This window comes from Cobetia sp. PDI-23MA (genome assembly GCF_059507735.1).
Genome location: NZ_CM183352.1, coordinates 3,237,438 through 3,258,166 on the forward strand (window position 1 = coordinate 3,237,438; position 20,729 = coordinate 3,258,166).

The 20,729-nt window shown below is 63.8% G+C and carries 22 protein-coding genes; all 22 read right to left on the reverse strand.

The window, feature by feature from the left end; genetic code table 11:
- Nucleotides 1–22: 22 nt before the first annotated feature.
- The 22 genes from AC5WNJ_RS13610 to AC5WNJ_RS13715 all read right to left on the reverse strand — a co-directional run bounded on the left by AC5WNJ_RS13610 (nt 23) and on the right by AC5WNJ_RS13715 (nt 20,715).
- Nucleotides 23–3,421 carry a hypothetical protein gene (locus AC5WNJ_RS13610; RefSeq protein WP_495929957.1) on the reverse strand — a complete coding sequence of 1,133 codons (3,399 nt, stop codon included), beginning with the start codon at nt 3,419–3,421 and terminating at the stop codon, nt 23–25.
- A gap of 28 nt (nt 3,422–3,449) precedes the next feature.
- Nucleotides 3,450–3,848 (reverse strand): hypothetical protein, encoded by a 399-nt coding sequence (locus AC5WNJ_RS13615; protein ID WP_495929958.1) that lies wholly within the window; start codon nt 3,846–3,848, stop codon nt 3,450–3,452.
- Nucleotides 3,849–3,881: 33 nt separating this feature from the next.
- Complete coding sequence (locus AC5WNJ_RS13620; protein WP_495929959.1) at nt 3,882–7,226, reverse strand: coiled-coil domain-containing protein; 3,345 nt, start codon at nt 7,224–7,226, stop codon at nt 3,882–3,884.
- 127 nt (nt 7,227–7,353) lie between these two features.
- Nucleotides 7,354–8,106: a phage tail tube protein gene (locus AC5WNJ_RS13625; RefSeq protein ID WP_495929960.1), complete on the reverse strand. Its 753-nt coding sequence runs from the start codon at nt 8,104–8,106 to the stop codon at nt 7,354–7,356.
- A gap of 52 nt (nt 8,107–8,158) precedes the next feature.
- Nucleotides 8,159–8,653: a hypothetical protein gene (locus AC5WNJ_RS13630; RefSeq protein WP_495929961.1), complete on the reverse strand. Its 495-nt coding sequence runs from the start codon at nt 8,651–8,653 to the stop codon at nt 8,159–8,161.
- A gap of 21 nt (nt 8,654–8,674) precedes the next feature.
- Complete coding sequence (locus tag AC5WNJ_RS13635) at nt 8,675–9,283, reverse strand: phage tail protein (protein ID WP_176677863.1); 609 nt, start codon at nt 9,281–9,283, stop codon at nt 8,675–8,677.
- A 2-nt stretch (nt 9,284–9,285) separates the two neighbouring features.
- Nucleotides 9,286–9,603 carry a head-tail joining protein gene (locus AC5WNJ_RS13640; RefSeq protein ID WP_176493351.1) on the reverse strand — a complete coding sequence of 106 codons (318 nt, stop codon included), beginning with the start codon at nt 9,601–9,603 and terminating at the stop codon, nt 9,286–9,288.
- Between the two features lie 4 nt (nt 9,604–9,607).
- Entirely contained in the window at nt 9,608–10,603 is a 996-nt protein-coding gene (locus AC5WNJ_RS13645) for a major capsid protein (RefSeq protein WP_495929962.1), read from the reverse strand.
- Nucleotides 10,604–10,702: 99 nt separating this feature from the next.
- A complete protein-coding gene (locus AC5WNJ_RS13650; protein ID WP_495929963.1) occupies nt 10,703–11,119 on the reverse strand; it encodes a head decoration protein in 417 nt (138 codons plus the stop codon).
- Nucleotides 11,120–11,140: 21 nt separating this feature from the next.
- Entirely contained in the window at nt 11,141–12,205 is a 1,065-nt protein-coding gene (locus AC5WNJ_RS13655) for a head maturation protease, ClpP-related (RefSeq protein ID WP_495929964.1), read from the reverse strand.
- Between the two features lie 9 nt (nt 12,206–12,214).
- Nucleotides 12,215–13,702 (reverse strand): phage portal protein, encoded by a 1,488-nt coding sequence (locus AC5WNJ_RS13660; RefSeq protein WP_404626694.1) that lies wholly within the window; start codon nt 13,700–13,702, stop codon nt 12,215–12,217.
- A 1-nt stretch (nt 13,703) separates the two neighbouring features.
- Nucleotides 13,704–13,943: a head-tail joining protein gene (locus tag AC5WNJ_RS13665; RefSeq protein WP_043336586.1), complete on the reverse strand. Its 240-nt coding sequence runs from the start codon at nt 13,941–13,943 to the stop codon at nt 13,704–13,706.
- 31 nt (nt 13,944–13,974) lie between these two features.
- On the reverse strand, nt 13,975–16,038 hold the full coding sequence (locus AC5WNJ_RS13670) for a phage terminase large subunit family protein (protein ID WP_495929965.1): 2,064 nt from the start codon (nt 16,036–16,038) through the stop codon (nt 13,975–13,977).
- Nucleotides 16,031–16,531, reverse strand: coding sequence for a DUF1441 family protein (locus AC5WNJ_RS13675; protein WP_495929966.1), 501 nt, complete (start codon nt 16,529–16,531; stop codon nt 16,031–16,033). Before AC5WNJ_RS13675 ends, AC5WNJ_RS13670 begins: the two co-directional genes overlap by 8 nt.
- A 308-nt stretch (nt 16,532–16,839) precedes the next feature.
- Nucleotides 16,840–17,337 (reverse strand): BRO family protein, encoded by a 498-nt coding sequence (locus tag AC5WNJ_RS13680; protein ID WP_495929968.1) that lies wholly within the window; start codon nt 17,335–17,337, stop codon nt 16,840–16,842.
- Nucleotides 17,338–17,618: 281 nt separating this feature from the next.
- The gene (locus tag AC5WNJ_RS13685) at nt 17,619–17,846 is read right to left on the reverse strand and encodes a hypothetical protein (RefSeq protein ID WP_495929970.1); all 228 of its coding nucleotides are present in this window, start codon (nt 17,844–17,846) and stop codon (nt 17,619–17,621) included.
- Nucleotides 17,830–18,255, reverse strand: a complete 426-nt coding sequence (locus AC5WNJ_RS13690; RefSeq protein WP_317292800.1) for a hypothetical protein — start codon at nt 18,253–18,255, stop codon at nt 17,830–17,832. The genes AC5WNJ_RS13685 and AC5WNJ_RS13690 overlap by 17 nt, the downstream gene beginning before the upstream one ends.
- On the reverse strand, nt 18,243–18,596 hold the full coding sequence (locus tag AC5WNJ_RS13695; protein WP_131431534.1) for a phage holin, lambda family: 354 nt from the start codon (nt 18,594–18,596) through the stop codon (nt 18,243–18,245). The genes AC5WNJ_RS13690 and AC5WNJ_RS13695 overlap by 13 nt, the downstream gene beginning before the upstream one ends.
- A gap of 44 nt (nt 18,597–18,640) precedes the next feature.
- The gene (locus AC5WNJ_RS13700; RefSeq protein ID WP_225347802.1) at nt 18,641–19,171 is read right to left on the reverse strand and encodes a glycoside hydrolase family 24 protein; all 531 of its coding nucleotides are present in this window, start codon (nt 19,169–19,171) and stop codon (nt 18,641–18,643) included.
- 107 nt (nt 19,172–19,278) lie between these two features.
- Entirely contained in the window at nt 19,279–19,707 is a 429-nt protein-coding gene (locus tag AC5WNJ_RS13705; RefSeq protein ID WP_495929972.1) for a type II toxin-antitoxin system death-on-curing family toxin, read from the reverse strand.
- 6 nt (nt 19,708–19,713) lie between these two features.
- Nucleotides 19,714–19,884: a hypothetical protein gene (locus tag AC5WNJ_RS13710; RefSeq protein WP_495929973.1), complete on the reverse strand. Its 171-nt coding sequence runs from the start codon at nt 19,882–19,884 to the stop codon at nt 19,714–19,716.
- Between the two features lie 273 nt (nt 19,885–20,157).
- Nucleotides 20,158–20,715 (reverse strand): hypothetical protein, encoded by a 558-nt coding sequence (locus tag AC5WNJ_RS13715; RefSeq protein WP_495929974.1) that lies wholly within the window; start codon nt 20,713–20,715, stop codon nt 20,158–20,160.
- Nucleotides 20,716–20,729 lie beyond the last annotated feature (14 nt).

Genomic DNA, 20,729 nt, shown 5'->3' on the forward strand with positions numbered 1-20,729 from the left:
ACTTGAGAGCTGATGTGTGGCGTCAGGCGTTGGCGTTGCCACGAATCTGCAGGCGGAAAGAATCTTGCTGGCCGCTGGCCGGCCCCTGGAGGATCACGCGCGCCAGCCACATCGGGAAGTTGGCGCCGATGGTCGAGAATCTGATCACGTTGCCATTCACCCAGCCGGCCCCGAATCCGCCAGCCTTGAGGGTCCAGTAGGGCACGCCGTGATTGGGGTTGGTGGGGGCGGTGTCTTCATTGATATTGCCCACACCGATCTCACCCACAGTGCGGCCGATGATGCGGAAGTTGCTGGCGCCAGTGAAGATCAGCGCCCAGTCTTCGGTGATGGCCCCGCGGTTGGTGATGATGGGCGGATAGGTGGTGGTGTTGTACTCGGCCAGGGTGCCGTCTGCGCCGTCGTTGTCATCCCTGCTCCAGTCCCGGTCCCAGCTGGCGAGGTCGAAGAAGTTGGTGACGCGCGCCTGCAGATCACCGGCCACCATCGCGGCGCTGACTAGAGTGTCATCTGACGGATAGTCGTGACTCAGGTTGCCCTTGAGCGTCAGCACGCCTGAGAGGTCCACATCTCCCACCAGCAGCATGTCCTCGACACGGTGAAGGGCGTACCAGGGTTCGGGGTATGTGGCCGTGTCAGGCGCGGCGAGCTGCACGGTGCCGGCGTCGAGGTCTGCACTGTACTGGGTGGCTGGCACCTCCTCGCCGGTGGCGTCCTCCACCACCAGACTGGCCAGACGGGTACGTCCCACATCCAGCGTGGTGCCATCCGCCAGCCCCAAGGGGAATGGCGCTCGGCCAGTGTGGTGCACCACCACCACACCGCCGGCACGATAGATGGGCACGCGGCCATCGCTGGGCAGGCGCACGGGGTCGATGCCGATCAGCTCAGCCTCGAGCGGCAGCGTGGTCAGAATGACGGCATTGAAACGCGCGGTGCTCGGGATCACCTCGGTGGGCCGCCAGATCATGCCGGCATCATCCACCGCAGCGGCGTCATACCAGCTTTCTGACTTCTCGGCGGCTGTCAGGCTGGCATCGGTCACCTGCTTGCCGAACATGACGCGCACCACCCCCGTCTCGAAGCTGACCCGCCCTGCCATCTCATCACCCTCGATCTCGCCGGAGAGTGCCGCCTGGCCGGTGATCGATCGGCCGTCGAGCGTGGTGGCCTGAATCAGTAGACCACCCACCTGCAGCGGCGAGCCGGGCGTGCGGAAGAAGGCTTCATCCAGCGTCCAGGTGCCGAAGGTAGACACGAGTGTCTGCACGGTGATGGTGGCGCTGGTGCCTGTCGGCCAGTCGGTGATGCGGGCATCGCCGCTGCCATAGTCGATGGTGCCCGCCAACACCCCAGCGCCATTGCTGTCCACGCTGCGATAGAGGCTGCCCTGGCGATCGATGAAGGTGTCACCCCGGAAGGTGAAGCTGAGCGTGCCGGGCACCACGCTGTCCTGCAGCAGCGGCATCAGGTCTACATCCAGCGGGGCGAGATCCTGGGTGATGGTGTGGGTGGTCGGGGCGGCGCTGTCAGCCTGAGACGTGACCCAGACGCTTGAACCATTCTCGAAGGCATCACGGTGCTCATAGCTGCCCCAAGTACGGTTGCCGTCGCCGCTCGCGCTGCCTGTGTCCCACTCATTGAACTCATTGACCTTTTCCACCTCTAGACTTACCGCGCCTGTGGCGTAGTCAATGCTGCCCTCCCAGCCCACCAAGCCACCGTTGCCGTCATCATCTACCGAGTAGGTCACGGTGACTTCATCGCTATTTTCTTCAACATTGACCCAAGTGCGGGGCTCTTTACGGGTGCCGCCACTCCAATAGCCCTGCCTTGACTCTTGGTAGCTCTTGGTACGAGTAACCGTCCAAGTGGCTGAAAAGCTACCGGGCCTGATCGGCGCGTTGCTCACCTGGAGGTCAACGAAGCCTGCCGCACTGGCCGCTGGCAGGAACTGCTCAAGCTGGGGCGCACCATAACTGTAGTCCATGGCAACCTGCGAATTGGCGTCTGGGAAAGCATCGCCATTGAACGCCACATAGGCCTCGCCAGGCTGAGGCGTCCCATCTGCATCGGCATAGCCATAGACCACACGGCCGGTGGCCGCACCACTGAGATTCCCCAGGCCATCATCGGTGGCCGTCTTCTCACTGCCGCCAGAGATCCAGCGCACGGTAACGCTACCAGGCGTGACACCAGGGTGCTCGAGCACGAATGACATCCAGGGCTTGTCGATGGTGGCTTGACCGGCACGGTCTGCGTAATGCACCGGCGTGCCCCAGCTGAACAGGATGGCGCTGCCCACATCCGGCATGGCGCTGAGCGTGACGTTGACCGATCCGCTGGTGTAATCCACCCGCCCTGCGCCATTGCCGGTGAGGTCACCATTGCTGTCTTCATCTCTGAGCTCATACCACTTGCCCAGGCTGCGGAAGGCGATCACCACGCTGCCCGGGGCCGGCAGCGGATTCAGGCGATTGACATAGGTGAAGCCGCGATTGTTGAGCTCTACCGCGATCTGGGTGGTGCTGGCGATCTGCGCCACCTCGAAGGATTGGCCGTTGCTGCTGACGGTGATACTCGCCGTGCCGCCCACCTGCACATCGGTCACTGCCTGCTCGGTGGTGGTGGCCGGTACCAGTGGCGCGTAGGTGCTGGCGACCTGCACGGTGTTGTCACCAAACTCAGCGGGCTGGGCCAGAGTGCTGACGCCATAGTAACGGGCAGCATCAGTGCTCTGCCCTTCGCGGATCACGGTGTCAGGGTTCACGGTGCCGGGCTTGGGCTGCACGCCATAGACGCGCTGACGCAGTGAGGTCGAGATGCCCAGGGTCAGCACGCGGCGCTCGAACGTCTGCACGTTGCTGCCATTCAGATACTCGAAGGTTCTGATCTCGTGATCGATTTCAGTGATACGCACGTACTGCACCTCGCCGGCGAAGTCGCCCTGCTCGGTGATCAGCGCCAGCACATCGCCTAGGTCCGGCAATGGGGCCTCGGTCATCTGAAACGTGGTGAGGCTGCGCTGACCGGCGAGCTGATCGCCCAGCAGTGTCATGCGTGAATTGACGCCGGCGGTGACATAGCTTTCCACATGGTCACGCGCGGCCTCCCGCTCATCCGAGGGGGAGCCGGTATCGAACATCACCACGCTGACGTTCGGGTCGGATGGCACCTGATCGATGATCGCGTGGGCGCCGAAATACTGGGCGGTGTTGTCGGTCAGTACGCCGGCACCCACCTTGCGCAGCGAGGTGCGCCCTGCAGCGCGATCAAGATCAGAGATGTCATCGAATATCTCATTGCTCGCGCCGTCCGTCACGGTACGCCCGGTGAGGCGACCACCGCCGTCGGCGTTGTCGGTCATGCGCTCAGACTGCAGGATGCGGATGTCGCCGCTATGAATCGTGTCGTCGGCCATGTGGCTGGCTCCAGCAGGAAGGTGAGAATCAGGCAGTGATCAGGCGCAGCGTAATGGTGTAGGGGTGATCCGGCCCCTGGCCGCCAGCGGCGAGGCGATAGACCTCGGTGGCCGTGACCGCCTCACCACTGGCATGGTCGAACACGCAATCGAAGGTTTGCCCATCGCCCCAGATGAGCGTCATGGGCGTGCCGTCTGGCCGTGGCGTGGCCGCCAGCTCAGAGAGGGCCAACGCGGTGGCGCGGGTTACCCAGGCCCCGTTGCCGCTGGCGAGGGTGATGGGGCGCCCCGCCGCCTGCGCGGATTCCTCGATGATGAGTGCCCCGGTCAGCGTGGGCGTCTGCACCTGGCCGACGCTGTGGGACACCAGCTCATCGGTCCACTGGATGTCATCGGGCAGCACAATGCCCTCAAGGGTGATCGCCATGGTGTTCTCTCAATAGAAATGAAACGCCCGCCATCAGCGGCGGGCCGTCGTGCGTGAGGCTTGGGCCAATCGATCAAGGAAGGCATCGGCCTCGCGCTCGTCCACCCCGTTGAGGGTGACGGTCTCGTTACCGATGTTGAGGTCTACCGCCACGCGGCGCTGGGCCTGCACCGATTGGGTGAGCTGGCTGGTACGGTTCTGGGCGTCACGGTTGTTCTCGCGCTGGGTGACCTCGGCCTCCTGCACGTTGCGCTGACGCTCAGCCTCATCAGCCAAGGCCTGCTGCTTCTCCTGCTCGGACTGGGCGCGGATATCCTCAAGGCGCAGGTTGTGGGCGCGTTCCGCCAGACGCAGCGACTCCTGCGCCGCGCTGATGGTCTGAGCATCGCCCAATGCCCGGGCGGCGTTGAGCGCCTCCTGAAGCTCGGTCTGTTGCTGCTGATACCGCAGCGCCTCGACCTGGGCGCTATCGCCCTGCAGGCTGGCGAGCTCCGAGCGCAGACTGGCCAAGGTGTCACTCACGCTGTCTGACAGCGACTCGACCTGACTGCGCACCGACTGGATGGAGCTTTCGAGACCGGAAAGATCCGACTCATCGAGCAGGTCGAAGCGGCGTGAGAGATCATCCATGTCCTGCGAGAATGCGCTGGCTGGTGCCCGCCCTGCCTCGATCTGGTCGGTCAGCGATTCCACGGCGATCTTCTGCTCGAGGAAGGCGATCTCGGTCTGACGTGACGTGGTGGCGAGGTCTGTCATCCAGGCTGTGAAGCCGGTGGAGTCGAGACGGGTGGCGAGGTTGTCGCGAAGATCACCGATTTCATGATCCAACTCGGCAATGCGCTCCTGCATTCCCTCGATGCCTTCGGCCTGGGTGTCGATGCCCCAGTCAGTCGCGAAGGCCTGATAGGCGGCGTCACTGAGTGACCGCATCTGATCTTCCGTCTCGTGCAGGGCATTGCTCATCAGCTGGGCAATGGTCTGGGCGCTGCGCGTGACAGAGGCCTCCACCGTCTTGGCCGTGTCGGCAGAGGCCTGCTGCGTCTTGTCTCCCGTGTCCCGGGCTGCCTTAGCCGTGGCTTCCTGAGCCTCGATCCACTGCGCCTTGAGCGTGCGAGCCCCGGTCACACCATCCTTGACCAGCCCATCGAGCACCGCGCCGAAAGCCTTGATGCCCTCGTCAGAGCTGATCTGCTCCTTGGCACCGACATAGGCACGGCTCAGCTCCTTGGCGGACAGCTCACCGGTGGAGGCGATCTTGGTGAAGGCATCAATAGCCGAGCGTTCCGCCTCGGTCATACCGGTGCGGATCTCTTCCAGGGTGGTGCCCATGTCCTTGGCCAGGCGGGCACCAGCAGATTTCCACTTGGTCGCGAGGGCATCCGCACCGGTCACACCGTCATTCACCAGCCCATCGACCTGATCCTTGAGGGCGGCGATACCCTTGTCAGACTTGATCTTGTCCTGCGCCTTCTCGAAGGCCGTCGCCAGCTGCGCCGCACTCAATTCACCACTGGCCGCCAGCGTGGCGAAGGCATCGAGGGCTTCCTGTTCGCTGTCCGCGATACCACTGGACAGCTCGCCCAGCGAGGTACCGAGCGAAGTGGCGGCGTTTTCCAGTGCCTTCTGACGTTTGGCGGCCGCATCCGCTGCCTGCTTGGCGGCCTTCTCTTCCTCTTCGGTCTGCTTCTTGGCGGCGATAGCCGCAGCCTCAGAGGCAGCGGCCTGCTTGGCAGCCGACTTGGCGGCTTTCTGCGCGGCCGTATCGCTGTTGTCGAAGGCATTGAAGGCATCCTTGGCAGCGGCAGCAGCTTGCTGGGCATAGCGCACTGCATCCGCGTTCAAGTCATTCAAGGTGGCACGGGCCGTAGCTGCCCGTGCCTTGGCCTGCGCCACCTGCGCCTCGGATGCCAGCCCTACCATCTCCAGCGCCCTGACCGAGGTAGCCGTCAACTCCAGCACCCAGGTGGAAGCTGCCGCGACCGCAGCGACCAGCCCCGCGACAACAGATTGCACACCACGGAAGACCGCCGTGAGGGAGTTGCCGAGGAATTGCCCCGTATCAATGATCGACTGCATGGCGCCGCCGATCTGCTCGCGATGCTCTATGAAGCTGCGCGCCCACTCACCGCCGGTGCGAATCACACCCCCGATGGCTGTGGCGAGGTCGTCCAGCAGCCCGGGGTTTTCCGCCAGTGCCTGCTCGAAGTCAGCGGACACCTGATTGACTGCCGGCGACAGCTCGCCCATCAGGCGATTGCTCAACCCTTGTAGCCGGCCTTGCAGGCGGGTGATGGCGGCATCGGTCGCTTGCAGATTGGCGATCTGCTCCGGGGACATGATCAGCCCCACCTCGCTGGCCTCTTCCATCAGCGCTCGGAGTTCAGCGGCATTATTGGCAAGCAGTGGCTGCAGGCGTGTGGCATCGTCTGCCAGCGATTCCAGCAGGTTGACCTGAGAGGCCTGGGGCAGATTCTTCATGGCATCGGCCAGGCGCAGCACCATCTCGTCTGGCGCCAGCTCGATCAGCTCCTCGGCCTTGATACCCAGGGCATCGAGGGCGTCCTGCGCCTCACCGCCACCGTTCTGGTAGGCGTCACCAATCTTGTCGGCAGTGTCCTTGAAGATATCGGCGGTCTTGTCGGCATCGATACCGGCACGCTGAAAGGCGTACTGATAGCCCTGCAGCGCCTGAGTGGAGATACCCAGCGAGCGCGACGTGATATCCAGCTGCTGGGCCATCTCGGCCTGCTGAGCGGTGTAGCGCGTGGCCCAGCCAACGGCCAGCCCTGCCCCTGCCACCGTGGCGGCGGCAGCACCGGCAGCCCACTGTTTGAGTGAGGCACCTGCTTTCTTGAAGCGGCTTTCGCTGCGCTCGGCCTGATCGCCTGCCTGGGCGGCTGAGCTGCCCATGCCGTTGAGCGCGTTCTGGGCCTCACGCGCCTCACGCGCCAATCGCAATTGTTCTTGCGAGAGGCTGCTGGTGTTGATGCCGGCGTCAGTCAGGCTCTGCCCCAGCTGAGCCGCTTGCGCTGCCTGCTGCTCATACGCTGCGCCGGTGCGAGCTGCCACGGCGCGAGCTTCGTTGAGGCGATTTTGCTGCGCGATGCTGGCCTGGCCGCTGGCCTCGATCTCCTGCTCGAGCACGCGCACCTTATCGGCAGCCTTGTCCCATTCTTTCTGGGCTTTGCCGGTGGCAGTGGTGGCCTGCTGGAAGGCACGCACCAGGCCGCGCTGATCCTCGAGCTGATCCAGGTTGCTGCGCAGCTCCTCGGCGTTGGCAGATAAGTCGCTGACACTATCGGCGGCCGCCTCGGTGCTCGGAGAAATCAGGTTTTTGGCCTTGAGCACCAGCTCTACGGCGCGATCTTTCAGAGCCATGGCGGCATCTCCAGGCAGAAAAACACCCGCTCGGTGGCGGGTGTGGATAACTCAGAGGCGGCCGGATCTCCAGCCGCCTGGAATAAGCCCCAGCAGCTGAGCCGCTGGGGTGGTAGTGCGGTGATGCTTAGCGCGCCATGGCTACCTTGAAGTAACGCGACACGCCGGCACCGACCTTGCTGGAATCGACCAGCAAGCTGCCATCGAGCGACAGCTCGCCAAAGTCGTCACCGATCAGCGCCAGGCCAGTGGTCGGGCTGAACTTGACGCGGTGCGCGGTGACAGTCACGGGGCGGTCGCTCTCGGCTTCGTTCAAGCCATCGAACACCAATTCGTATTCGTCGCCGCTGCCGGTCATGGCCTCGATCACATCAGCCGCTGCGCTGGTGTAGTCGATGGCGACCACATCGCCCTCAGAGATAGCACCGCCCTCGGTCACGTAGACGCCGGCACCGGTGATCTCGTAATCGACATCCTCGATGGCCACATCACCCGCGCCATCGGGGTCGATGGTGACAGTGATGCTCTCGGAGCGGTCAGGCGTTTTGCTGAGCGCCAGCAGGGTGCCAGGGTAGGCGGTGTGACGCTCGCCAGTGACGGGGGCGCTCTGCACCTCGGAGCGAGTACCGCGCAGCGCCATCGCCACGTTTTCGGGGCGCAGCTCCAGCATGGTGATGCTCGCGCCCACGCTGCTGACGCGCTGGATCTCGTTGGCGTTGCCGCCGCCGGCCTGGGTGTAATCGGATTGGGTCAGCGTGTCCGTCTCGACAGAGAACTCGAGGGCGGAACAGTTGCCGACTTGCTTGAGGCCGCCACCGCTTGAGCGGTTGCGCAGATACACCATGCCTTTGCCGAGATAGCTATAGGTTTTCGTGGCCATGTTGTGGCTCTCCAAATATGCGGGGTGGTGGGTGTCGTGCAGTGATGCGCGGTCAGGTGTAGTGCTCGACGCACTCCATGGTCACTGGCATGGATGCCAGGGCGTAGCGGGAATCCTCGGCCAGTGCATACTCGGCCGCGCCCAGCGTCACGCCGTTGTGCTTGAGCACGCGCGTCAGATCATCGCTCTGGTCCATCAGCAGGCACCGGCGCAGATCGGCCAGCCCTGCCTCGAGTGCCGTCTCGCCGGCGGTCGCATCGTCCTCACTGCGCGGCAGTGCATCGACCACCAGCACCAGGCGCGCGTCAGTGCTGAGCTTGGCGCGATTTTGCCGCGTGTCGGTGGGGCGCTCGGTGTCAGACTGCAGCGCCAAAATCGGCACATGCTGGCGAGCACCCAGTGCCAGAATCCAGAATCCCCGCCAGACGCTCAGACCGAGATCGGTGTGATAGCCATTGGCGCGCATGATGCTGGCCAGCCTGGCCTGCAGCGCGTGCATGGCTTGTGTGGTGATCGGCAGCTCAGGCGCTGCCAGTGAGTCGGGCATGGTGACCTCTCAGAGAATGGGTCAGCTCAGGCGATCAAACTGCCTGATGAACTCATCAGCGGCATGCTGCATGGCCTGGGGTGCGACAGTCGCGCGCACGTCAGACCACACCTGGTACACGCTGGGGCCGTGCATCACGCGGTAATCGCTCGGCCCATCGCCGGTGCGCTCTGCCGGTGCCCACTGGCCACTCCCAGCAAGTCGCACCCAGAATGCGCCCTCGATCCGCTTGGTGCCGCCGCCAGTCTTCACCCTGACGCCCTTCACGCCTGCCGCCTTGCGACCTGCTGCGATGCCCCGTGCTGGGTCACCCTTGAGGCCGCGCCGGCTGCTGGCCTTCACGGTGCGCATCTTGGCCCCGTAGCGAGTCAGCAGCACCGCGCGAGGATTGGCCGCAATCCGCGTCGAGAGATCCGTCGAGGTGGCGAAGGTGCGCACCTTGAGATTGTCATTCACATAGCCGGCAGAAAGTGCCACCTGCTGGCGTATCGCGGCGCTGCCCAGAGTACGGGCACGCCGCGCGGCAGAATTGAGCGCGAGCTGCGCCGCCTTGGCCGCCGCCTTGGGTGCCAGGCGGTAGGCATCAGCGACGCCCTCGAGGTCGCGCAGATCCAGGCTTGTCGCTGCCATTGTCAGTACCTCGAGGCTGTCCAGCGCTGCTCGAATCCGTCATCGCCAATTGGCTCGAGCAGCGTCCAGCGGTCATCGGGTTTGCCGGTGTCGATCAGCGTGCCCCGATCCACCCGCCCCACCTCCTCAGTGAGCACACCGATCTCACACCGCGATTCCAGCACGATGCCAAAATCGTCAGTAATGGTGGCGTCACGGTCGATGATGATGCGGGTGGGGATGGGCGCGCCGCCACGCGGGGTAACGGTGGCGGGCACGCTGAGGCCGCCGACACCGAACAGCAGCCGGTTAGCTGCTGCCTCGATCTCGTCGATGCTCATTGGCTCAGGCCGTCTCGACCAAACGGATGCACGCGCCTGGGCGAGTGTTGAGAATGATCGGGTTAGATTGGGCCTCCAGCTCCACGCCCTTGCCGTGCGGCAGGCGGTCGGTGCTGGAGTAGAACGGCAGGCCGATAGTGTTCACAGCCTCGACGTAATCGGCCGGCGCATAATGCGCGAGGAACATGTCCGGCACGCCCATCGGGATCACGATAGCCTCGCCGGTGGCGACAAAGGGCTGGCCGGCGACATTGCCCACGGCGCGCTCCCAGGTGATGCCACCGAACTCGAAGGCGTCGCGGCCATCGCCGCGCAGCTTGTCGCTTTTCTGGTAGATATACGCCTCGCGCACGCTCGGATTGCTGAGCAGCTTGCGCCAGAAGCTGCGGCCACAGAACGCATGCGAGCTGGTGTAAGGCTGCATCTTGAGCGCATCCTCGATGTACTCGTTTACGTCCAGCGCCTTGGCCTGCACATCAGTGCCCTCAGAGCTGAGCGCCATCTTGACGGTCTTTTGCTGGATGCCAAACGCGCTATAGAGATCCGTCAGCACGGTCTTGCCGTCAGCGTCCAGAATCTTGCCTTTCAGCGCGCCCATGCGCTGCCACTCGAGGGTGGCGTCGATACGGCGCGCCATACGTGCCAGGCGGGCATCAACCAACTGCTGCACGCCCTCGAGCTGGTCCTCGCTGCCGAAGGCACGCACGTTCTGCACTTCATCCGCGAGGATGGTGTCAGTCACCGGCAGGTGTACGGCATTGAAGGTGACGCCGGTGCGCTTGTTGCGCTTGAGCGGGTCTGCCGGCGCGCCACGCTCGCCAGCCGGCACCAGCGCCAGGGTGTCGCCATCCTTCTCGACGGTGGCGGTGGTAGTGGCAATGCCGGCTTCTTCAAAGATGCCCAGCTGGCCAAGGCGAGACGGCACGTAATCGGCTTCATTGATCGAGGCCGTCAGGCTGCCGATAGAGAAGATGTCAGAGGAGAAAATATCAGCGGGCATGTCGCCCTCCTTGAGATGTCGGGTACGGTCGGGGTCGTGCGCTAGAAACGACAGCGCCGCCCAGTGGGCGGCGCATCAGACGGTGTAAGTGCGGGTCATTTATTCGACGGCGGGATCTTCAACGACAAGCACGCCCACCGGCAGCTCGACACCGCGCAAGATGATGCCGGCCTGAGTGAGCGCGGTATTCATCGCGCCCAGCTGGCCGTCGTTCATGCCGTCAGTCCAGGTGATCGCGGTGCCATTCACCTCGCAATCGCGCACATGCGCGACGGCCGGCACCGGCCCATCAGTGGCATCTGCCGGTCCATAGAGGATGCCAGCAGCGATCTCGGTGCCATCGCTGGCAGTCGGGTCATGCGCCACGTAGGTGCCATCGGTGGCCATGGCCAGCACGGTGCCGGCCGCCAGTACGCCAGACGCGACCACAATGGCCTCGCGCGAGCGAGAGCCGGCAGCCTCTGAGAGTACGTGCTCGCCGGTACGGGCCGGCTCAGTGTGTTTAATCGGGGTCATGATGCTCTCCAGGTGGTGCGGTTAGGATGCGCTGCGAGCGCGGCGGCGGGCATAGATGCCCTGGGTGTCGATGCCGGCACGCTGGCCACCCTCGGGCGAGTGGCTGGAATGCACGCCGGCGCTCGAGGCAGCGGCCACGTCGAAAACGTATTCGCGGGCGGTATCGGTCTGCATGTCGCTGGCGACCAGCTTGGCGAGCAGCTGGTGCTGGCCGGTGGTGGTGCAGGTGTCGATGATGGCGACCACGCGCTCACGCTCAGCCGCGACAGCCTCGCGCTGCAGGGCAGCGGTATCAGCCGCCGGCGCGGTTGCCGGCTTGTCACGCCAGGCGAGAATCTGATCGCCCAGCTCAGCGGCGCGGGCCTCGGCCTGGGCCGGCTCGATGTCGAAGGCCAACGCCAGGGCATCGGCGGCGCTCATGGCGCTGGGTGCCGGTGCAGGCTGAGCCGGTGCGCGCTGCTGCTCGAGGTGGTGCTGGGCAGAGCGGCCGGCAGCGGCCAGGGCGCGGGAGTAATCGCCAATCGAGGCGGCCGCTTTGAGATCAGTATCCACGGCGTCGATCAGTCCCAGCGCCATGGCGTCCTCGCCGGTCATCCAGGTTTCTGCGCGCATCGCCTCCTGAATCTCAACGCGGCGCGGCTCGCCGGCACGCGCGACGAACAGCTCGAGGATGCCATTGCGGATAGTGTCGAGATCATCCGCGAGCTTGCGCATCTCGGTGGCGTTGCCCATGGCGACGGTCCACGGGTCGTGGATCATCAGCAGCGAGCCGGTAGCCATCTCGCGGCGATCCCCGCCCATGGCGATGGTCGCGGCGATAGAGGCGGCGATGCCCTCCACGCGCGTGGTTACCTGGGCCTTATGGCCGCGCAGATAGTTGGCGATAGCGATGCCATCGGCCACGTCGCCGCCTGGCGAGTTGATATGCACGGTCAGTGTCTCGACATCGCCCAGCGACGCGATGGCGTTGATAAACGCGCTGGCCGTGGTGCCGTCACCGCTCCACCAGTCGATGCCGATCTGGTCATTGATCCACACGTCAGCGTGGCGGCCATCAGCGGCCGCCTGTACTTCAAACCATTTCATGGTGATTCCTCATTGGTCGGGGTCGGCGTCAGGGTCTGGGTCGCTGGCCTGCGCGGTGCCGTTTTTGGCCACGCGGCGCGGGTCAGAATCGAGCACCAGCCCCTGGTCATCTGCGCTCACGTTGCCGCGCGCGATCTCTTTGTCGAGCTGATCGAGCGACCAGCCGCGCTCTGCTGCCGCCTCGCCGCGAGGCTTGAAGCCGGCGCGCACCTCCATCAGATCGGCGGTGACCTCCTTCACGGGGTCCACCCATTGCCACTTGGGCGCGATCCAGTCGATGGCCAGCAGATCCGCGCGGCGGCGTGCGTAGTCGGGAATGACCAGCGCCCCGCTGCTGACGGCGGTATCGAGCCACTTGGCCGCGATAGGTCGGCACCACTTGTGGATCACCAGATCGGCCTGCAGCATCTCAGCCCGCCGGCGGAACTCCAGCAGCCCCGCACGGATCGAGGAATAATTGACGCCCTGCAGATCGCCGGTCAGCTGCTCATGCGTCAGGCCGGCACCGCGCGCCACCGCGTGCATCTCGGTGCGCAGCCAGTTGGTGTAGCTGCTGCCAATGTCGGGCGGGTCGGAGAATGTCACCTCCTCGCCATCCTCGAGGTAGTGGATGCCGCCAGGCTCGAAGGCGTCGATGCCCTCGCCTGGCTCGCCATCCTCGACATGAGTGCCAAAGAATGGCCCTTCATCCTCGGGGTCGGCATCGGCCTTGCGTTTGACGAATGCCCCGAACAGCTGCGCCAGTTTCTGGCGCGCGAGGGTGGCATCCTGCATGGCGTCGATCTCATAGAGCCTGACGATCACGCTGGTCAGCTCAGGCACGCCGCGCAGCTGGCCAGGGCGGGTGCGCCGGAACAGGTGCAGCACCTGATCAGCCGGCACCGGCACGCGAGCATTGATCTGCGCGGTCAGCTTCTCGGCAGGGTGGTAGCGCCAGAGATGGTAGGCGCGGCGCTGGCCGATGCCGTCCATCTCGATGCCCATTTTGATCACGCGGCCGCTGAGGGTGGTGGAGTGGCTGGCGTCCAGGTGGTCGGCCTCGATCACCTGGAGCTGCAGCGGCACGCTCAGGCCATCGCTGAGGCGGCGATAGCGGAAACGCCCCAGTACCTCGCCGGCCTCGAACTGACTGCCAATCGCCAGCGCCTGCAGCCCATAGAAGCTATCCAGGCCATCGGCGTCGGCCTCGCCTGCCCAGCGGTCCCACAACGCCTGAATCTCAGGATCTGACCACTGGGGTCTGATGCCGGTGCCCACCAGGTTGGCCACGTAGCTCTCGCGCGCGCCGCTGGCGTATGCGTTGTTGCGCACCGCATGGCGCGAGCGCGACTTGAGCAGCGGCAGCGAGTGAGCAATGGCGGCATTGGGGCCGGTGGTGGTCACGCCCCGCCCTGCCATGCGTCGGCCCTGGCTTGCCCCTTCATAGGCGCTCGCCTTGATCCCCAGCCGCGAGGCGGCACGGCGCATGCCCCGCGAGAGGGTGCTGATCACGCCCATATCACAGCCCCTTTGATGTCGTGGTGTAGCGGGTGCGGGATCTCAGCCGGCGGCCGATATGCGAGGCGCTGGCCACTTGTGCCGCGATGGTGCGCTCCAGCTCGCGCAGCTTGTCGATGTCGGCATCTGCATAGCTCAGCGTTTTGCCGTTGGCCGTGCGAAACGATGTCACCCGCTGGCCGGTGGCCAGATCGAGCACCGCCTGGCGAACGCGAGCGAGATCATCAGCGGTATATGCCATGGGGTAGGCTCCAAAGGTTGCCGGCCACGCCCTATAGGCGCGACTTGACCACCCGCCGGCGCTTGCGCGCGGCCGGTGGCTTGGGTTGAGTGACGGCGGGGGTGGCGTCTGGCGACTGCGAGATCAGCGCGTTGTCGTCCCAGGCGGCTGCCCAGGGCGGCGGCGCGTTCCAGTCGATGCGCTCGCCTTTCATCAGGATGAACAGCGCCAGGTTGTACACGCACAGATCAAACGCCTCATTGGGTCGCTTGCCTGGCTTGCGCCATTTGCCGCTCGCGGGGTCGCGGATCTCATACGTCAATTCGTCATACCACCAGCGCCCCAGCCAGCTGGGTGTATGCAGGTAGCCCGCGCCGGCGTTGTCGCGGTCCATCATCGCGGCAACGGCGTCTTTCAGCAGATCGGTGCCCAGCAAGTAGAGCGGCACGTCGCCGCGCGCAGTGGATTGGCGCGACTTGCGGCCAGTGTTGTCTGGCCATGTCTTGCGCACTCGCGAGCTGCCGCGCGTGCTCGAGCCTTTGACCAGGAAGGCGCGCGACTGCAGGCCATCGCGGCGCAGCCGGCGGTGCCAGTCATATGCCTGGCTGGTCACGCTCTCCTCGCCCTCGCCCTCGCCGCCGGTATCCACCGCGATGGATGCCACCGGCATGCGGCGGCCGCTGCCGTCCTCGAGCTTGTAGCTGCGCAGCAGCACATCACGGGTCAGTAGATCCCAATCCTCTGGCTGGGTGGCCGGCGAGATGGGGCGCGGCTCCTGGTCATTGTCGGGGCCGCGATCCTCCTTGATGTTGAAGCGGTCGATCACCCAGCACTCGCGGTGCGCGCCCCAGCCCTGGATCTGCACGACAAAGCGGCGATCCTTGCCGCCCTGAACGTCCACGGCAGCGGTCAGGAAGCGCACGCCCTGGGGCACGGTGCGGCGCTGGTAATCCTCGGAGCGATCAGCCAGCCGCTCGCTCGAGCGTTGCGTGGCTGCGCGCCGGCGCAGATACGGCCGGCCCCAATCGGTGTTTATCACCGCCTTGAGCGTTTCCTGACTGTCAGTCTGCTGGTAAGTCTCCTCGGCACGCCTGAGCTTTTCATTCAGCGACGCCCAGGACTGGAAGGCCGCGGCCGGCCCCTCCATCCAGAATGAGGCGATGCGCGATCGCCGCGGGGTGCCGATCATCTCGCCGGCCTCATCGAGCTGGGCACCCTCAGGCACCCAGCGGCCGGCCAGGTTGAGCTGACGCTTTGCCGTGGGGTCGATCTCGGTGCCGCAATGCGGGCAGAACACGCACCCCGCCTGCCGCGAGAAATTGTCCATCACCGGCGGGAACCACTGCCGGCAGTGCGCCTCGGGGCATTGCCAGTACCAGAGCCGCCGGTCGCCGGCGTTGAACAGATCCAGAATGCCGGTGGTGGGCGGTGCCATATGCGGGGCATCGTCGGGTCGCCGCCAGTCGGGATCGGTGATCTCGCGCCCTGGCGAGGACTCGGCCAGCGTCATACCGGTGGAGCCAAATGTCTGGGTACGCTTGCTGGCGAGCAGGAAGGCGCTACCCTCGCCATCCACGTCATCGGGCAGGCGGTCAAAATCGGTGATCAGTACGAACTGATAATCGCTCGAGGCCAGGACGTTCTTTGACGGCCATTTGATGCCCAGGTAGTTGCCGGCGCGAAAGGTCTTGTCATGCACGTTGTTGTCGTGGCCGCGCGGACTCATGCGGCCGACCAGGCGAGGCGAGTTGACCAGCATGCGGTCAATGCGTTTCTTGCTGAACTCGCGCGCCTTCTCCTCACTGATCTGCACGATCAGGCCATCGCCTGGATCACACTCGATCTTGTAGGCGACATAGCCATCCACCAGGGCATTCGTCTTGCCGGTACGCGCGGGGCCGACAAAGATCACGGCGTCATAGAGCCGCGATCCCATGCAATCCAGCGGCTCGCGCATATAAGGGGTGGTGTCTGCGCTCCAGTCGCGCACGGTGCCATCACCGCTGACCACCTTCATGACCTCGGCCGCTGACTCGCTGGGCTGGATGCGGCGAGGCGGCCGGATCAGCTCGGCCACGTCGCGCCGGATAGAGGCGGCACTGGCGGTGCTAGTCATCGTCAGCCTCTCCATCATCCGCGATTATTGCCTGATACATCTGCTCGCGTAGCGCGTCGGTCACCTGCTCCACTAGCTGGATATTCTCGGGAGCCAGGCCGGCGTCGCGCTCCAGCATGTCGGCCAGCGAATCCAGGCCACTGGCCACCGCCTTGGCCAGTCGGCTCATCTCGCGGTGCGCCTCCTCCACCGGCACCAGCAGGCGCAGCTGCTGCTCGAGCTTCACGCGCTCGGTTTCGGACTGGTACCAGGCTTTGCGATCCTGGGGCGGCAGATCATCGGGATCACCGCCGGCGACCCCGATCATGTCGGAGTACAGCGCGGGGCCGACATCCGCCAGGGCATAAACGCTGGTACTGCCACGCTGGCCGGCCGGCACTACACCAGCGGCGCGCAGCCGCTTGCGCACGGTATCGCGGTGCAAGCCGAAGGCGTCAGCAATGCGCGTGATATTCCAGTGGTACGCCTCTTTTAACGCGCTGATGTCTGCCATGCGCTGGCCACCTCTGCTGATCACGTCACTGCCGAAGCATCGGCACCATCGGCACCTCGAAAGTCAATAGCTACGCGGGATTGCACGCGGTGCTGCTGCCGACGCTAGAAACCCGAAAAAATGCCGAGATCCGCGAGTCTGCGCCCCCGTGGTTGCTTCACCCCTAGCCAGAAGGACCCGCGATTTTTCTGCAGGCCGCGTGGTTGCTGGGCTGCAGGCCGGTCACGGCCTGTCAGGCATTACCGCGATGTGAGTAATTTTTCATTTGCTCTTCGCTCCACGAGCCGCGACCGGGGAAAGGAAAGTGCTTAAGAGTCGAGAGCGAGCGACAGCTGCAGCCTCTCTTGCCAATACTCAGCACGACTCTCCATAGCTCTCTTGTCCTGCTTCCATCGGGATAACCCCCGACCTTCATCGCTTGCCTGAATCCGCCTATCCTCGAGGGAAGCGATTGCCGATTCATACTGACGGCGCACGTAATCTCCCCCCTGATGAAGTGCATCGAGGATATCAAGCACCCAGCGCCGAAATTCCTTGGCCTTCTTGGTGCGGGCAAACATTCCGATCAAGTGAGCGCCACGAAGCGAGAAGACGCGCGTTTCTTTGAGCTGGCCATGCTGGTCGGTCAATTTGACCGAGGAGGTCATTGTGTCCGAGAACTCATCCCGGTTTCTGGAGTAGATGCGAGTTACAGCACTCGCATCCTTGTACCCCAAGGCTTGGGCGATTTGCGATCCCTTGGCCCACGCCTCGCCATTGCGTGTGATCAACTCGATCTTCGTGCCTTTGAATACCATCGTTTCCATAGGTGCCATCCTCTGGGATAGATCATGTTCACACGGGTTTGGCAGCCCACAGATTCGACACCAACTGCCGACCCCATGACCTATCCCGCAGAACTCTGTGTTAAGCGCCGTGTGAAGGGCGTGGAAGAAATCTTTACTTAACCTGCTGATATAGATGAATTCCCGCAGAGGAAGGGAGTTGCTATGACCCTCCGAATTTAATGCGAGTCTCCAGCGAAGTAATGATGAAGCGCCCACAAAAAAGCCCCACCGGATGGCAGGGCTTTTCAATTCTTGTGGTGTTACTCAACAGTCGTCTGCTCGGCACCATCAGGGCCATCGGCCAGGCGCTCGAGGATCGAGGCCGTCGCCGTGCGGTCAGCATTGAAGCGGCGGCGCTGTGACTCATAGTCAGCCAGCAGGCTGAGCAGATCGCGGTTGGATGTCACTGGCCGATCAGGGGCAGGCAATGGATTGAGCAGGTAGCTCGGCACATCAGGCGTGCACTGCCACTCAGTGGGCATCACCACTGGCTTGCTCTCGAAGGCGCTGCAGCCACTCAGCAGCAGCATCAGGCACAGGCCGGTCAGCCCAATCCCCAGTCGGCGCATCGTCTCTCTCCATCCGGCGTGCAGCTGCCCGGGCAGCCATGATTGAACGGTCATCCAGGGCGCGACTAGCCTCGCGTGCCTCCAATGCGACGGACAATCGCTTCATCTGATTGCCGTAATGCAGCGCCATCATCTCGAGCCCGCGGTTGACCGCCTTCTCGGTGGATAGCTCAGCCTTGAGGTCATTGGCATGCTGCTCGGCCTTGGTCGCCTCATAGGTCTTCATCGCACCCCAGCCCAGCACCACTGCCATCAGGACGACCTCGATCTTCACGCCTGATATCAGCTTGCGGCCCCATGCCCACGCGGTCGTGATCAGTGCAGCCATCGTCCCAGCACCTTATCGAAGATGGCGTCAGACTTGGCACGCAGCCACTCGACACCGAGGAAAGCGATCGCAGCCCCGATGGCCACGGCCATGTCCTGATCCAAGCCACCCCAGTCCAGCAGCGGCTTGAGCGCCAATGTCAGGCCACCCACCAGGGTCGCCTCGAGCAATGACTTGTAGAAACGGCCACCGGCATGCAGGCCGCGCAGCAGCGCGATCACGAATGACAGCCCCGCTGCATAGAGGTTGGCTTGATACGGCTGTAGCCACTCCAGCAGCATCTGCCATGTCGATGGATCGCGGTGTGGCATATCGGCGGGCTCGTGGTCGTCATCATGCATATGGCCTCCTGAGTCGGTAGGCCCTGCGTAGTTCGTCGTTATCGTTATGCGATGTGGCCGCCAGCACGCACGTAAACGCCCAGCAGCTCATCGGTATCAAGCTCACGCTGCCCGTAACCTGCCCCCGGCAGGCTCGCCCAGATGCGCCGGCAGGCGTGGATGGCCTCAGCGATGCGTCCGTCATACACCAGCCCAAGTGCCCGACACTGGCGAATCAACTGCTTGGCCGCCTCATCCTGAGAGGCTGGCGAGAAGTCCGGCAGGTGGAAGCGCTTGGCCAGGTCATCCCACGTCCCTACCAGGAACTGGTACCGGCCTGCCGCCGTGCTGTGGATGTTGTACGACTTCAGCCACACCGACTGGCGGGGATGATCATCGAAGCCGTCGAAGGTCTTGCCACCCACCAGCACGTCATAGCCCTCTATCGAACTGAAGCGGGGCGTGCCCTCGGCATAGGCAATGGTGTCCAGGAAGGCCGCCAGATTGCTGGCGTCATCAGCCGCCGGATCAACAGGCGCATCGAAGCCCACCAGCTCGACCTCATCGAGCCAGTGCGCGGGAGCATGTGCAGGCATGGGCATCACCGGTAAGCAGAAACAAGAACGCCCCGCTGGAAAGCCAGCGAGGCGTTATGTGGGGTGGCGCCGGCAAGTCGGCAACCACTGGCTATATCAGCCGTGCTTCAGTTCAGATCTGTTGAGTCGAACTCTCGTGACCAGTAGTAGAGCCAGTCGGCGAACTCTTCCTCAGTGTAATCGTGGCAAGCAAGTCCTTCGTACATGAGCACGATATCTGTCTCCGGTGCCGTCAACTCCCACCCATTGATGAGCAGGAAGTCGAACACACAACCAGCAGCAGTGCGCTTGTTGCCATTTTCAAAGCAATGGTTCTGGACTAGAGAAGACCCAAGCACCGCAGCCAGCGTAAAGATATCGTCCGTCTGCGCGTAGCTTCGATACATGCAAGGGCGTTGCTGAGAGCTCTCCAAATTGCCTTGGCTCTTGATGCCGCATGGCTCTTTGGGAGTCAGCGCCAGCATGCGTTGATTCATGCTGACGATATCTTCAACCGATAGATAGCGAATGCCGCCAATGCCGTCTTCACACGTCACGTAGCGTTATACCTTGGCCAGTTCGCGGTAAGCATTCTCATAGCGAGCGAAGGAACGCTCACGAGCTTTCTCGATCTGAGCACGGTGATCACCAAGGCAGGGGCGAGCAGTCGCGGTCTGACCTTCCTTGCGGGAAGGGATGACGAGTCGCTCTTTTTTCATAAGTGCCTGATTCATAGTGACCTCCAAAGTCTCAGTGGCTACCGACAAAAACGCCCTGTGCCATTGGCCAGGGTCGTCGTCGCGTGCTCACGAGTGAAGGCTACGCCAATCACCTGTAGAGTTCAATATAGCTCACGCTGGCTCACTCACTATCACCACACCTCAGAGCAGATACGAAAAAGCCCCGCCAGATGGCAGGGCTTTGAAATGAGTGGTGATCCAGAGACGCAAGAATCACACAATAGCTGGATCGTACCCTCTCGCGGCCGCTTTTGCAACATGTGGTAGTCAGGCAGCCATTTCAGCCTGAGAAAGCACCATATACAGTAGTGAATCACGACCGCGCGCTGCTGCTTTTCGAAGCGACGTAGATGACTTGAACGGCGCCACCTTCACCGCCCCGGGCACCCAGCCCAGCCGCGCCAGGATCGCCACCTGCGCCGCCACGGCCTGCGATTGGGTCATCATGCGCGGCGACTGGCAATGCTGTACCGGCGGAATCGCATAGGCCGCCAGCAGTACCGCCATGCGCTGTCGATCACTCAGGCGTGACAGCAGCGCCGCCGCCATCGTCCGCCACTGGCTTTCCTGCTGATAACGTTCTGCCGCCTTGCCAACGTGATCCACCAGGCCCGTGCACTCACCACGCCCTTCCCCCATACCGCCCACCGATGACACCTGATGCCATCCGGCATTCTGATGGCGTAGCCCGGTGCGATACTCGATCTCTTCCTCGAGCAGCTCATCCAGAGCATGCGCCAACGCCTGCTGACGCCTCACGCCCTCCGGCAGCTTCTCGATCAGGCGGAAGGTCTCCGCCAGCCCCATATCCTCGATCCGCTGCATGTCCTGCCCTCCTG